Source organism: Brevibacillus sp. FSL L8-0520 (assembly GCF_037963895.1).
GTDB classification, from domain to species: Bacteria; Bacillota; Bacilli; order Brevibacillales; family Brevibacillaceae; genus Brevibacillus; species Brevibacillus borstelensis.
In genome coordinates, this window is record NZ_CP150171.1 from 507,501 (window position 1) to 521,020 (window position 13,520).

General features: G+C 52.1%; 13 protein-coding genes (1 of these 13 only partly in view). 12 read left to right on the forward strand and 1 reads right to left on the reverse strand.

Going from position 1 to position 13,520, the window contains the following annotated elements; translation table 11 throughout:
* From NSQ24_RS02880 to NSQ24_RS02925, 10 genes are all read left to right on the forward strand, one after another.
* Positions 1 to 657: the 3' portion of a hypothetical protein gene (locus NSQ24_RS02880; RefSeq protein WP_171506549.1), read on the forward strand. 249 nt of this gene lie to the left of the window's left edge; only the last 657 of its 906 coding nucleotides appear in the window; its start codon lies off the left edge, out of view; it ends in the stop codon at positions 655 to 657.
* Between the two features lie 344 nt (positions 658 to 1,001).
* The gene (locus NSQ24_RS02885) at positions 1,002 to 1,700 is read left to right on the forward strand and encodes a response regulator transcription factor (protein WP_003389952.1); all 699 of its coding nucleotides are present in this window, start codon (positions 1,002 to 1,004) and stop codon (positions 1,698 to 1,700) included.
* Positions 1,697 to 3,142, forward strand: a complete 1,446-nt coding sequence (locus NSQ24_RS02890) for an ATP-binding protein (protein WP_172920771.1) — start codon at positions 1,697 to 1,699, stop codon at positions 3,140 to 3,142. The genes NSQ24_RS02885 and NSQ24_RS02890 overlap by 4 nt, the downstream gene beginning before the upstream one ends.
* A 388-nt stretch (positions 3,143 to 3,530) precedes the next feature.
* On the forward strand, positions 3,531 to 3,707 hold the full coding sequence (locus NSQ24_RS02895) for a hypothetical protein (protein WP_155808001.1): 177 nt from the start codon (positions 3,531 to 3,533) through the stop codon (positions 3,705 to 3,707).
* A gap of 195 nt (positions 3,708 to 3,902) precedes the next feature.
* Positions 3,903 to 5,414, forward strand: a complete 1,512-nt coding sequence (locus tag NSQ24_RS02900) for a nitrate/nitrite transporter (RefSeq protein WP_172920770.1) — start codon at positions 3,903 to 3,905, stop codon at positions 5,412 to 5,414.
* A 347-nt stretch (positions 5,415 to 5,761) separates the two neighbouring features.
* Positions 5,762 to 6,802: a hypothetical protein gene (locus NSQ24_RS02905; protein WP_003389949.1), complete on the forward strand. Its 1,041-nt coding sequence runs from the start codon at positions 5,762 to 5,764 to the stop codon at positions 6,800 to 6,802.
* The gene (locus tag NSQ24_RS02910) at positions 6,789 to 8,963 is read left to right on the forward strand and encodes a molybdopterin oxidoreductase family protein (RefSeq protein ID WP_003389948.1); all 2,175 of its coding nucleotides are present in this window, start codon (positions 6,789 to 6,791) and stop codon (positions 8,961 to 8,963) included. Before NSQ24_RS02905 ends, NSQ24_RS02910 begins: the two co-directional genes overlap by 14 nt.
* On the forward strand, positions 8,956 to 9,525 hold the full coding sequence (locus tag NSQ24_RS02915; protein WP_003389947.1) for a 4Fe-4S dicluster domain-containing protein: 570 nt from the start codon (positions 8,956 to 8,958) through the stop codon (positions 9,523 to 9,525). The genes NSQ24_RS02910 and NSQ24_RS02915 overlap by 8 nt, the downstream gene beginning before the upstream one ends.
* Before the next feature lie 124 nt (positions 9,526 to 9,649).
* Positions 9,650 to 10,177 carry a Rieske 2Fe-2S domain-containing protein gene (locus tag NSQ24_RS02920; RefSeq protein ID WP_031932617.1) on the forward strand — a complete coding sequence of 176 codons (528 nt, stop codon included), beginning with the start codon at positions 9,650 to 9,652 and terminating at the stop codon, positions 10,175 to 10,177.
* Positions 10,167 to 10,355 (forward strand): hypothetical protein, encoded by a 189-nt coding sequence (locus NSQ24_RS02925; RefSeq protein WP_003389944.1) that lies wholly within the window; start codon positions 10,167 to 10,169, stop codon positions 10,353 to 10,355. The genes NSQ24_RS02920 and NSQ24_RS02925 overlap by 11 nt, the downstream gene beginning before the upstream one ends.
* 166 nt (positions 10,356 to 10,521) lie before the next feature.
* Here NSQ24_RS02925 and NSQ24_RS02930 read toward each other — a convergent pair whose 3' ends face one another.
* Positions 10,522 to 11,226 (reverse strand): Crp/Fnr family transcriptional regulator, encoded by a 705-nt coding sequence (locus tag NSQ24_RS02930; RefSeq protein ID WP_003389943.1) that lies wholly within the window; start codon positions 11,224 to 11,226, stop codon positions 10,522 to 10,524.
* 173 nt (positions 11,227 to 11,399) lie between these two features.
* Here NSQ24_RS02930 and NSQ24_RS02935 point away from each other — a divergent pair, with 173 nt between their 5' ends.
* Together NSQ24_RS02935 and NSQ24_RS02940 are read left to right on the forward strand one after the other, a co-directional pair.
* A complete protein-coding gene (locus tag NSQ24_RS02935; RefSeq protein WP_003389942.1) occupies positions 11,400 to 11,894 on the forward strand; it encodes a hemerythrin domain-containing protein in 495 nt (164 codons plus the stop codon).
* 329 nt (positions 11,895 to 12,223) lie between these two features.
* Positions 12,224 to 13,516 carry an MFS transporter gene (locus NSQ24_RS02940; protein ID WP_339167212.1) on the forward strand — a complete coding sequence of 431 codons (1,293 nt, stop codon included), beginning with the start codon at positions 12,224 to 12,226 and terminating at the stop codon, positions 13,514 to 13,516.
* Positions 13,517 to 13,520 lie beyond the last annotated feature (4 nt).

Sequence of the window (13,520 nt, forward strand, 5' to 3'; positions counted from 1 at the left end):
GTAACGGGCATTCAGACAAATACAGAAAGACTGAGAACCTCCGGACACGGATTGGCGCTGGGGGTACTCGCTCTCAAAGCGTTACGGCAACGGCCGGAACTCATTACAGCCGAGATCGTGGACGGCCTGGTCCATGTATTGGAATTGACTACGCAGGACAGACAGAACCGATATTGGGGCATCGATAACTACTTTGAAGTAACCGAACCGGATGTCCGGCCATTTGTTCCCCCCTATCGAGACACTGTCGATATGGCGCAGCGTGCATTTGAAGAGCTTCATACAGTATCAGCAGGAAGAAAGATCGATGGCGTCATGTACCATTTCGCCGGAGAAACCGAGCACAGCATTACGTTTGCGCAAGCACTTACCGACCTGGAACGCTTCGGCTATAAGGACTTGGTCGATGCAGGCATGATTAACCACCGCATACAAATGTACCTCAATCGCCAAATGCCTGAGGAGGTACGAAGGGACCAAGTGCATGAACCGGAGTTTTCATCTGTTCTTGCACCGGAATATTGGGAGAAGACATACGAAGATCCGCATGCGTTAAAAGTGCCTTACGCCGCGCTCGATCTGTTGAAGCGAATTCCCGAGGGGGACAGGGAGAAGGCTGAGTATGGGGTTTGCAAATTGTTGACCATCATGAAATAATAAGGTGTACGGGATGTGCTGCGGAATCGGCACATCCTTTTTCGATGGATAAAAGCTATGAAGGACTTTTGCCTGCCTATCAGAAAAAGCGCTTTTGTTTTTGCAAGGATCACCCGATGCCGGTATTTAAAAAAGCCTCGGAAATCAAAGGAATGTATCGGAAAGCAATGGAATGCATCGGATTGTACCAGAAAATCCAGCCCCATCCTGTACTGGAGAATCATACTATGGCGGCATGACTTATGCAGGTCCACAAGCAAGCTATTATATGTTACCATGATAAAAATTTATGCTTTTCTGCTTACGGATGGCAGGCACTGTCCACAGAAGGGAGGTTGTTGACCATGATAAATACGAAAGTGTTAGTCGCGGACGACGATCCAAATGTGTGCGAAATTATCCGTCTGTTCTTTTCCAAACAACAAATTGATTTAGTCGTGGCAAACGACGGGAAGCAAGCCTTGGAGCTTGTGGAAAAGGAGATTCCCGATCTCATCGTTCTCGATGTGATGATGCCCCATATGGATGGCTTTGAAGCGTGCAGAGAAATCCGCAAGAAATGGGATACTCCGATTATCATGCTGACGGCCAAAGATGAAGAATTCGACCGGGTGCTTGGCCTCGAGCTGGGCGCCGATGATTATGTAACCAAACCGTTCAGTCCCCGGGAGCTTGTGGCCCGGATCCGGGCGATCTTGAGACGGACGCAGCCGAGAGAAAAGCAGGAAGAGGATACGGCGAAGGTACTTACCTTTGATCGGCTCATGATTGATATTGAAAAACGGGAAGTGCTGGCTGCAGACGAGAAAATCAGTTTTCGTCCAAAGGAGTTTGACCTGCTGGTGCACATGGCGAAGTCACCGGGCACCGTGTTTTCACGTGAGCAATTATTGGAACAGATATGGGGTTTTGACTATTTCGGAGATGCCCGTACGATTGATGTGCACGTCAAAAAAATCAGGCAAAGGCTCCAGGTGCTTCCTTATGAATGCATACACACCGTGTGGGGGATCGGCTACAAATTCGGAGTGGATGAAGCATGATGGGGATGTCAAAAAGCATCTTCCGCCGTCTGCTGTTCAGCTTTCTGGCTACGGTCCTCATCGGCTTGGGCTTTTCCGGCATCCTGATCTCCTTTCTCGCAAAGGAGTACATTTACGGTGCCCAAAAAGAAGAGATGCTTCGTCAGGCGAAGCGAGTGAATGCCGCCATCCAAGACAGCAATGTAATCAACCCGGCACTGCTTGGAAAATTGGCCTCGCTCGATGAGTCCTTTAACATGCGCATCTGGCTGTTTGACCAAAAAGGCAAGATTGTGGCGACTTCTATGAAGGATGAGGTATTTACGGGAAAAGCGGTTGCCCACTCCATTGCCGATTCCGTATTAAAAGGAAAGAATGCGGTTACGGAGTTAAAGATGGAAGGCTTGGAAGATCCGATGCTATCCGTATCTATCCCTTGGGGCAAAGGGGAAAAGGTGTACGGGGGGATCATTCTGCATGCGCCGATTGAGGGAGTGGAGCGGACCTTTGCCCAGATGAGGGAAACGATTCTCTGGGCGACCTTGTTTGGCGTGCTCTTGTCTACGGCGATGGTTTCGTATTTGTCCTGGTCCATTTCCAGGCCGCTCAGAAATATCGAACGGACGACAGCGGAGATCGGACGGGGGAACTACTCCGAACGTGTACAGGTAGACACTGCCGACGAGATTGGCGACCTGGCCCAGACGATCAATACGCTCGCCGGCAAATTGGAGCGTGTAGAACAGGAGCGGCAGCACCTGGAGCAAGTTCGGAACGATTTTCTTGCGAATGTCTCGCATGAATTGCGGACGCCGCTGACGGCGATGCAAGGCTTTTTGGAGGCGCTGCAGGACGGGCTGGTCGAGGAAGAGGAATCCCGTCAGAAATACTACGCGGTCATGTATTCGGAGACCTTGCACATCAGTCGGCTGGTCGATGATCTGATGGACTTGATGAAACTGGAGAACAATGAAGTAACGCTGGCGAAATTCCCTGTTGATGTGGAAACGCTGATGAACAAGGTGGCGTTTTCCTTCAGCCCGGAAGCCGAGGAAAAGGGCATTGAGATCATCGTAGAGCAGCCGAAGGGCCTTCCCAAGGTGTACGCCGATAAAGACAGGGTCGCACAAATTTTGAAAAACCTCGTGAAAAATGCGATCAAGTTCACCGATGAGGGGACGATTCGCCTCTCGGCCCGAAGCAATGGACAGTGGGTGGAAATCTCCGTCAGCGATACGGGGATCGGCATCTCGCCGGACGATCAGGAGCGGATCTGGGAGCGCTTTTTCAAGGTTGACCGCGGCCGTTCCAAAAAGAACAAGGGGACAGGGCTTGGACTTGCGATCGTCAAAGAATTGGTTGAGCTGCACGACGGACAGGTAACACTGGAGAGCGAGCCGGGGAAGGGAAGCGTGTTTATCGTCCGGCTGCCGGCACTGAACTGCGAACGGTCGGTTTCCTGACAGTCTGACAGTTTGAGAAGGTCATCGTTTTTTCATATTTTGTTCATGGTTTTTTCCCACTCTCCTCACAGGATGATCATCTTTCCCAGCTACGATATACATGTGGCCGAAAGAAGTCACAAAGTAAAGACAGGAAAGGGGAGTTCAATCATGAACAAACGATGGATATCCTTAGCGGCAGTCGCACTTCTTCTGTCCGGCAGCTTGGTGGCTTGCTCCAGCCCGACCAGCAACCCGGAACCAGCGACACAACAAGACGGAAGCGCAACGACCCCTGGCTCTTCCTCCACAACCGAAACTGATCAGTCTACAGATAGTTCTGTTTCCCAAGATCAATCGACTCCTGACGCGTCGACGGGAGCTTCGGATTCCACACCGGGGTCTTCTGATGCGTCGACTGGATCGGATTCCACAACCGATTCAACGGATGCGTCGAAAGGTTCTTCCGATGCATCGACAGGTTCGGCTGATTCTCAGTCCGGAGATGCTGATGCAAGCAAAACTGAAGGTGGTACAACCGACCCAGCTGCTTCAACGGGTTCCGGCAACTAAGCTGTACATCTAGTACGACATAACGTTCAAGTCGCGTCTGAGTGCTTTCAAACTACTTCCCTCCCACATTGATATACGGGGTGGCCTATGCCACCCCTTTTTGTTGTCTTCATAAACGAAGAGAGGGCACCTGTGAGATTTATCACAATCTCCTGCTCCAAATTCAATTACCATGAGGGTGTAACTTCCTCAAGGAGGATGAGTGCTCATGGTAAAGAAAATACAATTGCCGCTGCAGACCGCCAGTCTGGTCGTCGGGTTTATGGTCTGGGTGATCCTATCATCATTGATGCCATTTATGAAAGAAAGCTTGTCGCTCGAACAGGGGCAAATCGCCTGGATTACGGCCATTCCGGTTTTGCTCGGTTCCCTTTTGCGGATACCGGTCGGCTATCTGGCGAACCGTTACGGGGCGAGGCTGCTGTTTGCCATCAGTTTTTTGATCCTGTTGGTCCCCGTGTATTACATCAGCGAGGCTACGAGTGCAGCCGACCTGATGATCGGAGGACTGTTTCTGGGCATCTCGGGAGCGGTCTTTTCAGTCGGGGTGACGTCGCTTCCCAAGTATTATCCAAAGGAAAAGCTGGGCTCCGTCAACGGGATATACGGAATGGGCAATATCGGGACAGCGATCAGCTCTTTCGGGGCGCCTGTCATCGCAAGCTATTGGGGATGGTCGGCAACGGTTCAACTGTACATGGTGCTGCTAGCCGGATTTGCGGCGCTGAATCTCTTGCTCGGCGATAAAGCGGAACCGCGGGTAACCGTTTCCTTGAAGGAGCAGATCAAAAGCGTCTACAAAAACGAAAGACTCTGGTTTTTAAGTCTCTTCTACTTCGTTACGTTCGGCTCGTTTGTGGCCTTTACCGTCTATTTGCCTAACTTTTTGGTCGCCCATTTTGAACTGGACAAAGTGGATGCGGGGCTGCGCACAGCAGGATTTATCGTCCTCGCTACGCTGGCCCGCCCGATAGGCGGGTGGCTCGGTGACCGCTGGGATTCGTTCAAGGTGCTGCTGGTCGTCTTTGCCGGAATGACCGCTGCGGGCATACTGCTGTCCTTCTCGCTGTCGATCCATTTGTATACAGTAGGCTGTCTGGTGATTGCGGCCTGCGCGGGTATCGGAAACGGAGCCGTCTTTAAACTGGTGCCGATGTATTTTTCCAAGCAAGCGGGAATTGTAAACGGAATTGTCTCCGCCATGGGCGGTTTGGGCGGTTTTTTCCCGCCGCTGATGCTGACCCTGTTGTTCAATCTGACCGGACATTACGCGATCGGCTTCATGGCGCTTTCCCAGGTGGCGCTCTGCTGCTTCATCATGGTGATGTGGATGTACTACCAGGATCGGCTTACGCTCGCCCTCAGCATCGTGGAAAACACGGTCGAGGCGATCGTCGTTACGGATAAAAAAGGGACGATTACGTTTGTGAATCCTGCATTTGAACAAGTGACCGGTTACAAAAAAGAGGAGGTCATCGGCAAGAACCCCAGCATACTCAAGTCCGGCAAACAAGATCGGGCGTTTTACGACAGGATGTGGAAAGCGATTGAGGAGCAGGGATATTGGGCCGGGGAGATATGGAACAAGCGAAAAGACAACGGTCTGTTTTTGGAATGGCTCACGATCAGCGCGATCCGCAATGACGTCGGTGAGGTGAAATACTATGCCGGGATGTTTAGCGATGTGACGCAGCAAAGAGCAGAAAAGGCTTCCGGGTAGAGGCGGCAGGTGAGGACAGAAGGTGAGGACAGAGGATGTGTAAAGCTGGGCGAAAGAACGATACAGCTTCCATGGAAGAAAGATAAAGCGGTGACAGACAAACAAACAAACAAATACAGGCAGGCGCATACAGGCGGTCGTATGTGCCTGTCTTTTTTCATGTACGGACTTGCAAGTACGAGCCGACCGGTTTGTGAAGAAGTGATGACAAAACGAGCAGGATTCGACAAAAGAGGCCGTCCCGGGCCGACGCAAGTGACAAACATCACAACCGGCAAAAGGCCGGGTTGATAGAATGAAGCCGTCAAGAGAACGAACGCTTTCCCGAAAGAGAAGGAGGGTTTCCCGTGAATCACGCGTTTGCTTCCACATTGGCTCAAAGGGCATTTGTCATCGTCTGTATCCTGTTTGTGTTGAGCTATCTGGGATCTCGATTCTTTACGCATATCGACCTGGCCCTGTACGGCTACATCGTCGGGACGCTGGTATTTATCGGCGGGTTTCTGTACCGTTTCTCCGCCTGGGCGGAGCGGCCGCCCACCAAGCTGATCTTGAAAAAGGGCTTGAAGCTGCTGTTTCGCCGCGGTACGAGCAAAACGTCGGCGGAGCATCTGCTCACGTACCGCTTCATCTGGAATCGCGGCTGGTTTCGCTGGACACAGCATTTCCTGGTGGGGTGGGGCTGCATCCTCTCAGCGCTTGTCACATTCCCGCTGGTATTTGGCTGGATGTACTTCACGATGGAAGACAACGGCTATTACCACGTCGTCGCGATGGGCATCGACGTGATGAAAATCAAAGCAGACGGTCTGCTCGCCTACCTGTTTTACAATGCGCTGAATATTTCCGCCTTCATGGTCATTGCCGGCGTATGCATGGCTCTGTACCGTCGCCTCAAGAACATGCAGGCTCGGGCGGAGCAAACCTTCTTTTACGACTTCCTGCCGCTTTACATGCTGCTGTTCGTCAGTGTGACCGGACTTGCGTTGACCGGCGTCAATATGTTTGCCGGAGGGTTTGGCCATCCGGTGCTCACGATCATTCACCAGTTTGCCGTGATCGTGACGCTGATCTACCTGCCGTTTGGCAAACTGGCGCACATCCCGTTCCGTCCGATGAGCGTTCTCGCCCGCAACTACCGGGAGCATTACGGTGCGCTGGAGCAGAAGGCGTGCAAGGCATGCGGCACAGGCTTCGTTTCGGCCGAGCAGTCTGCCGATGTGGTTGAGGTGCTTGCGAAAAACGACCTTTCATTTCGGACCGAGCACGGGTACCATCTGGCCGAACTGTGCCTCCCCTGCCGACGCAAGTACCGCATGTTCCGGTTTACCGGTATTCCGACACACCAGATAGACGCCAAGGAGGCGAACCAGCATGCAAACGGATAAATTTTTCAAAGAGATACAAAATGTCGTGCATCCTCATGAAAAGCTGGTGTCCACGCATTGCTGCTACTGCGGAATGCAGTGCGGGATGAAGCTGAGGGTGGATACGAATACAAATACGATCGTCGGAGTGGAGCCGCGCTACGACTTTCCGGTCAACCTCGGCAAAATGTGCCCCAAAGGCGTGACGGCTTACCAGCAGGTAAACCATCCGGATCGGATCAAACGTCCGCTTGTGCGGAAGAATCCGGCTTTAAAAGGAACGCCGGATGGCTTCGAGGAGGTCTCGTGGGAAGAAGCGCTCAGCCTGATCACAGACCGGTTCCGGGACATGCAGGGGAAATACGGCAAAGACACCCTGTCTGTCTTCTCCGGCGTTTCCATGACAAATGAAAAGTGCTATTTGACAGGAAAATTCGCCAGGGTCGCGCTGCAAACCCGCTATGTCGATTACAACGGGCGATTTTGCATGTCGTCGGCAGCAGCAGGCCTCAACCGCAGTCTGGGCATTGACCGGGGCTCTACCGTTCCCTGGACCGACCTGCATCAGACAGACTGCCTGTTTATCGCCGGCTCCAATGCAGCGGAATGCCATCCGACCAGCATGTTTCGCATCTGGGAGGTGCAGAATCGGGGCGGCTACCTGATCGTCGCCGATCCGCGCGAGACTCCGCTTGCCCGCCGGGCGGACATCCACCTCGATCTGCGTCCCGGAACCGATCTGGCCTTGGCAAACGGAATCGTCCATCTGCTGATCAAAAACGGCTACGTAGACGAGGAATTTGTGCGCAACCACACCAATGGCTTCGCGGAGACAAAAGAGCTGTTGGAAGCCTACACACCGGAATACGTCAGCGGCATTACCGGGATCGCCACAGAGAAAATCATCCGGGCTGCCGAGATCTACGGCAAGGCACCGGAAGCGATCGTCATGTTCTGCCGAGGAGCCGAACAGCAATCCAAGGGGACGGACAACGTATCGGCCTACACCAACATGGCGCTCGTGACAGGAAAGATCGGCCGGCCGAAATCAGGCGTGGCCACGTTTACCGGACAGGGAAACGGCCAGGGCGGACGCGAGCACGGGCAAAAAGCGGACCAACTGCCCGGGTACCGCAAGATGGACAACCCGGAGCACGTAAAAGAAGTGGCTTGCGCCTGGGGGATCCCCGTGGAGGAGATGCCGCAAAAAGGAGTTTCCGCCTACGAAATGTTCGGGCTGATGCTGGACAAAACGATTCGCGGGCTGTACCTGCTCTGCTCCAATCCGGCCGTAAGCGCGCCCAACCAGAACCACGTCCGGGCCGCACTGCAAAGCCTCGACTTCATGGTCTGCTGCGACTTCTATTTATCCGAGTCGGCTGAATACGCCGATGTGGTGCTTCCTGTGACGACATGGGCCGAAGACGACGGCACGACGACCAATCTCGAGGGACGCATCATCCGCCACGTAAAGGCCCAGGAGTGGTACGCCGAGTCAAAGCCGGACTGGTGGATCCAGATCGAGATCGCCAAACGAATGGGGCGGGGGCAGTATTTTGAACATCTGAAGGACCCGCGGGATATTTTCGACGAGCTGCGTCGCGTCTCCAAGGGTGGGGTGGCCGACTACTCCGGCGTCACCTATGAGAAAATCGAGAAAAACAACGGGGTCTTTTGGCCGTGTGTCTCCGAGGAAGACCAAGGGATGCCCCATCTGTTTTTGGACAAAAAGTTCTACCATCCGGACGGAAAGGCGAAGATATGCGCCCTGCCGTACCGTCCCCCCGCCGAGGAGCCGGATGAGGACTATCCGCTTCGCCTGACGACTGGCCGTGTCGTGTACCATTACTTGTCGGGAAACCAGACGCGTCGCATTCCGTTTTTGCATGCCATGTACCCGGACCCGCTGCTGGAAATTCACCCCGAGACCGCTGAACGCTACGGCCTCCAAAACGGAGAGACGGTTTTGCTGAAAACCCGGCGGGGAGAAGCTCCCTACAAAGTGAAAGTCATCGCGGCAATCCGACCGGATACGGTCTTTGTCCCTTATCACTGGGGCAAGCATGAATCGATCAACCTATTGACCAATCCAGCGCTTGATCCGTACAGCAAGATGCCAGAGTTCAAGGCATGCGCCGCACAACTCATCAAGCTGGGGAGGGAGGAGCGCCGCCATGGGTAAGCAAGTGCTCTACATTGAAATGGACAACTGCATTGGCTGTCGAAGCTGTCTGGCTGCCTGCACGCAGTGCGGAGGTCATGACAATCGCAACCGCAACTACGTAATGGACGTCGATCCTTTTCACACGCGGCAAACGATCCCGCTGATGTGCCTGCATTGCGTCAATCCGGCTTGTGCCCGCAGCTGTCCGGCGCAGGCAATCCAGATCGCCGACAACGGCGCTGTCCTCTCGGCGCTGGTCGAAAAGTGCATCGGCTGCCAGAATTGTACGATCGCCTGCCCCTACGGTATCCCGAAATTTGATCAGGAGCAAAACCTGATGTACAAATGCGATCTTTGCTACGACCGTACAAAGGACGGCATTCCGCCCATGTGCGCATCTGTCTGCCCGACCAACACCCTGCAGTGGATCGACGAAGCGGAGCTCGCACGGAAACAGGAGCAGCACCTCCTGTCCAACGGCAAATGGGTTGCAAGCCAGCCGTTCAATCCGCTTGAGGGCGAAACAAACGTGAGGATCAGCTTGCCAGGCATTCTGCAGGGAAGGGAGAAGCTCTTTTAGCCGCATGGTGCGGTTCGCGGTATAGGCGACAAGACGACAAGCGCTGCTTGAAGTCCTTGAGTGCGGCGGCTGCCAGGCAACAGAGCCGAACGGAACGATTGCTTTGAAAAGGGGGAAGGACAGGATGAGTGACGACAAAAGAAGGAACGTGCCGGAGCGGGACGACAATTATACGCACAATATCCATCGGTCGAATGAACGTTCGCTGGACCGCAGGGCTTTTATGAAAACGGTGCTGGGCGGTGTCGGATTGTTCGCAGTCTCCACATTGCCTTGGGGGACGCTGGCTGCCAAACAATTGCTGGCGCCGGGAAGCGGGAAATACCCCCGGAAAAAGATCGTCGAAGCGGAAGCTGTGAAAACAGGGGAGGCAGTGGAATTCTTCTATCCAAGCGACCACGAAGGGGCATTGCTTGTACGGGTAGGAGAGGACGAGTGGAGGGCCTATCAAAATGCCTGCACTCATTTAAAATGTCCGGTTTTCTGGAGTACAGAAAAAAACGAGCTGCTTTGCCCGTGCCACCACGGCAAATTTGACGTCATGACCGGCGAGCCGTTAGCCGGGCCGCCGAGAAGGGCGCTGCCCGAAATAGAGCTGGAGATCGAAGGGGGAAGTATTTACGCAATCGGGGTGAAACCGTATGAAACATAATGTCAGAGGCATCATCCTGCTGGCTTTGGTGCTTTTGGGTAGCATCATTTGTACACAGTATACGGTGAATATGTACTTCGCCGAGCGATATGAAGTGAGCGTTATGCTTTCAGTTGTCAATCTTCTGCTGTTTCCGCTTGCATATATGATTTATCGGCGAGAGCGGGGGCGGGAGTAGGAAAAAGAGTCAGAAGTGAGTCAGTTTAGTGAGTCAGAACTGAGTTAGAATAGGTCAGAACTGAGCCGAAAAGTGCGTCAGTAGAGAGTCGCAAGAGACAGACAGCGGCTTGCCAGGCAATCGAACACCCTGCCAATGGAGACGGCAGGGTGCTTTTTGCTTGCAGCTATATTTGGCAAATTTCCGGCGGGCAATCGTCACAGCAAATCGTTTCCTTCAGATAGGTCAGATCCTTGATCAGGATATGTCCATGCGGCAGCAAATCAATCACTTGCTGCTTCTTCAGGTCTGACAGCATCCGGTTTACGCTTTCTCTGGTCAAGCCGATAAAATGAGCAAGGTCACGGTTGGTCAAAGAAAGATTGATATAAATGCCCTCGGACCGCTCTTCTCCGTAAGTATTGCACATGCGAATCAACGTGGAATACAAGGCGCCGACTTTTCCGTTCAACAACAGGTCGCGGAATTTTGATTGCATGCGCCGGTTCATGATTCCCATCCAACGCATGAAGTCTACGCAATACTCCCCGTTTTTTATCAGAATCTGTTCCAGGCCAGCGCGCGGGATCACTCGGACCGCTCCGTCTTCCAGTATGGCCGCGCTGGCAGTGTGGACCAGCTCTGCTTCAAACAAGCCGGCCAACCCGACGAGCTCGCCTGAACCGAATACTTGCAGGGTAAGCTCTTTTCCATCAACCGTGGTCTTCGTCAGCTTTACTTGCCCGGACGAGATGAGATAAAGGTATTCAGCAGGGTCGCCATCCATGTAGAGAACGGCTCCGGCCGGGAAATTTCTCTCCGTGGCGAGAGTATACAGCCTCGCCAGGAAGTCAGGCGAGATCTGCTGGACAAAGGTAAGGCTTTTAGCCAATCGCGCTCCCCCATTTCATACGAGCAGACGTCGATACTTGTTGAGTAGTCCAAACCATTCTATCGGATGGAGCTGTGGAAATGCAGTGACTACAGTCACATTTCAAGAAAAATCATGTATTTTTGAGCAGATTGTGACGATCCTCACTATGGAGGCGAGGAACGGGGTCTATCATGAATGTTGTGGAAAGGGGGGAATGTGCGACATTGCTGCGATATTTTCGCGGGGAACACGACCATTTGTTGCAGCAGCTAGAAACACTGAAAAAACTCCTATACTCCGGTTCCAATTGGGATGCGGAGAAGGAAGAGCAGATTGTGGCCCTTACAGCCGACCTGGTGCAAAATATGCTCCACCACTTTACGGAAGAGGAAGAGATTTTGTTTCCTCTGATCACACAAGCGAACCTTACCCTTGTTCACCCGGTCTCTGCAATGAAAAAGGAGCACGAACGGATTCGCGCCACCCTTCTGCAGCTTCAATCTGAAACGGAATGCTGTCAAAAGACCAAACAGAGCAGCCACCGGCTGATTGCCTTGATGCGTGAGGCGTGGCAGCTCGTTTTGGACCACCTGAGCAAAGAAAATCTGATGTTAATTCCGATGGCCAATCAATTGCTGCATGAAAACGAAAGGGAAGCCGTGTTGAAAAAGGTAGGCAGAAAATAACGTGAGATGATACAGGTTGAATCAGCCCGTACCGGTTATGCAAGGGACGGGCTTTTTGCCGTTATTCATAAGAGTCGCAAGCAGGGTACAGGAGATTGTCGGAGCTGTTCGAAGAAAATAATGTTGCAGACTCGGAAAGAAACTGGCGGAACCGAGGAGTAAATGGTATGGCATTATAAACGAAAAGTGCAGACAAAGGCCTTCATAACAAAATGAATCATCCAACATTTTGTGATAATGAAAGCGCAAGATCTTGAAACGTAAGTTCCCCTATACTAAAAATGCAAATTTGAATGGCAATGAGTTGTGACGAAAATGGGGGAACGAGCATGAGTAACAAGGCAGAAGGATTGTTAACGAACACAGATTTTCGCAGGCTCTGGATTGGGCAAACTGCATCACAGTTTGGGACTCAGGTAGCATTATTAGGAATGCCATTAGTGGCAGCTCTCTATTTAGGGGCCAGTCCCATGCAAATGGGGTTGCTTGGTTTTGCCGAGTATGCGCCATTTATCATTTTCGGTTTGCTCGCTGGTGTATGGATAGACAGATTTCCCCGGCGACCCATTCTTGTCGCCGCTAACTTTTTCAGGGGTGCATTACTGCTCATTGTGCCGCTGACAGCCTTGATTGGATTCCTGAATATGACAGTTCTATATTTGGTAGCCTTCATAGTGGGTATCTGTACTGTCTTTTTTGATGTTGCCTATACATCCTTTTTGCCTTCCGTCGTGAGCAAGGAGCAGCTTGTTGATGGAAATAGCAAACTAGAGACAAGTAAATCTGCAGCACAAATTGCTGGGCCGGGTTTATCAGGTGGATTGGAACAGGTAATCACCGCTCCTTTTGCAATATTGTTCACGTCGGTATTCTTTTTTGTATCCGCTGTGTACATAGCCCGGATTCGCAAGTTGGAGAAAGTCGTGACAGATGCGAAAAAACCAAAAAACATGTGGCTGGAAATGAAAGAAGGGCTGCATACGGTTTACACAAAACCGTTGCTGTGGGGAGTGGTGCGCTGCTCAACAGTCTTTAACCTTTCCTGGAATGTTATTTTTAGTGTTTATGTTCTATATGCATCGCAGGAACTCAAAATCAGTGCGAGCATTCTCGGCATCATTTATGGAACGCTAGGAGTAGGGTACCTATTTGGCTCTCTGCTTGCCCAAAGGGCTGTACATCGTTTTGGAGTAGGTCCGACAATTGTGGGTTCCGCTACGATCGCAGCAAGTGGCGGTTTGCTTGCTCCATTAGCAGTAGGATCAGAATTAAGTATTGCGTTGATTATGATGCTCGGACAGCTTCTTTTCGGAATGGGGGTCTCAATGTTTAGCATTAGTACCATCAGTTTACGTCAAGTAATTGTACCCGATGCCCTGCAAGGTCGCGTGAACGCTACATTTCGATTTATCTCGTGGGGTTCTTTACCTCTTGGTTCGTTAATGGGAGGGATGATCGGGGGAGCAATGGGTTTACGGTTCGCTTTATTTGCGGGTGGCATTGGATTGTTAGCTTCGGCTTGTACATTATGGTTCACCCCATTTTTACAGCTACGCGTGAAATCATTTCACGAATTAACATTGGAAAAAGATGTGTCTATAAAGAGCCAAGGAGTGACGTAAGAAG

Excerpts from the sequence above, each read along its gene's own strand:
- NSQ24_RS02940 (WP_339167212.1), top strand. The coding sequence starts at position 12,224 with ATGAGTAACAAGGCAGAAGGATTGTTAACGAACACAGATTTTCGCAGG.
- NSQ24_RS02895 (WP_155808001.1), top strand. The coding sequence starts at position 3,531 with ATGCGTCGACTGGATCGGATTCCACAACCGATTCAACGGATGCGTCGA.
- NSQ24_RS02910 (WP_003389948.1), top strand. The coding sequence starts at position 6,789 with ATGCAAACGGATAAATTTTTCAAAGAGATACAAAATGTCGTGCATCCT.
- NSQ24_RS02935 (WP_003389942.1), top strand. The coding sequence starts at position 11,400 with ATGAATGTTGTGGAAAGGGGGGAATGTGCGACATTGCTGCGATATTTT.
- NSQ24_RS02915 (WP_003389947.1), top strand. The coding sequence starts at position 8,956 with ATGGGTAAGCAAGTGCTCTACATTGAAATGGACAACTGCATTGGCTGT.
- NSQ24_RS02890 (WP_172920771.1), top strand. The coding sequence starts at position 1,697 with ATGATGGGGATGTCAAAAAGCATCTTCCGCCGTCTGCTGTTCAGCTTT.
- NSQ24_RS02920 (WP_031932617.1), top strand. The coding sequence starts at position 9,650 with ATGAGTGACGACAAAAGAAGGAACGTGCCGGAGCGGGACGACAATTAT.
- NSQ24_RS02885 (WP_003389952.1), top strand. The coding sequence starts at position 1,002 with ATGATAAATACGAAAGTGTTAGTCGCGGACGACGATCCAAATGTGTGC.
- NSQ24_RS02900 (WP_172920770.1), top strand. The coding sequence starts at position 3,903 with ATGGTAAAGAAAATACAATTGCCGCTGCAGACCGCCAGTCTGGTCGTC.
- NSQ24_RS02925 (WP_003389944.1), top strand. The coding sequence starts at position 10,167 with ATGAAACATAATGTCAGAGGCATCATCCTGCTGGCTTTGGTGCTTTTG.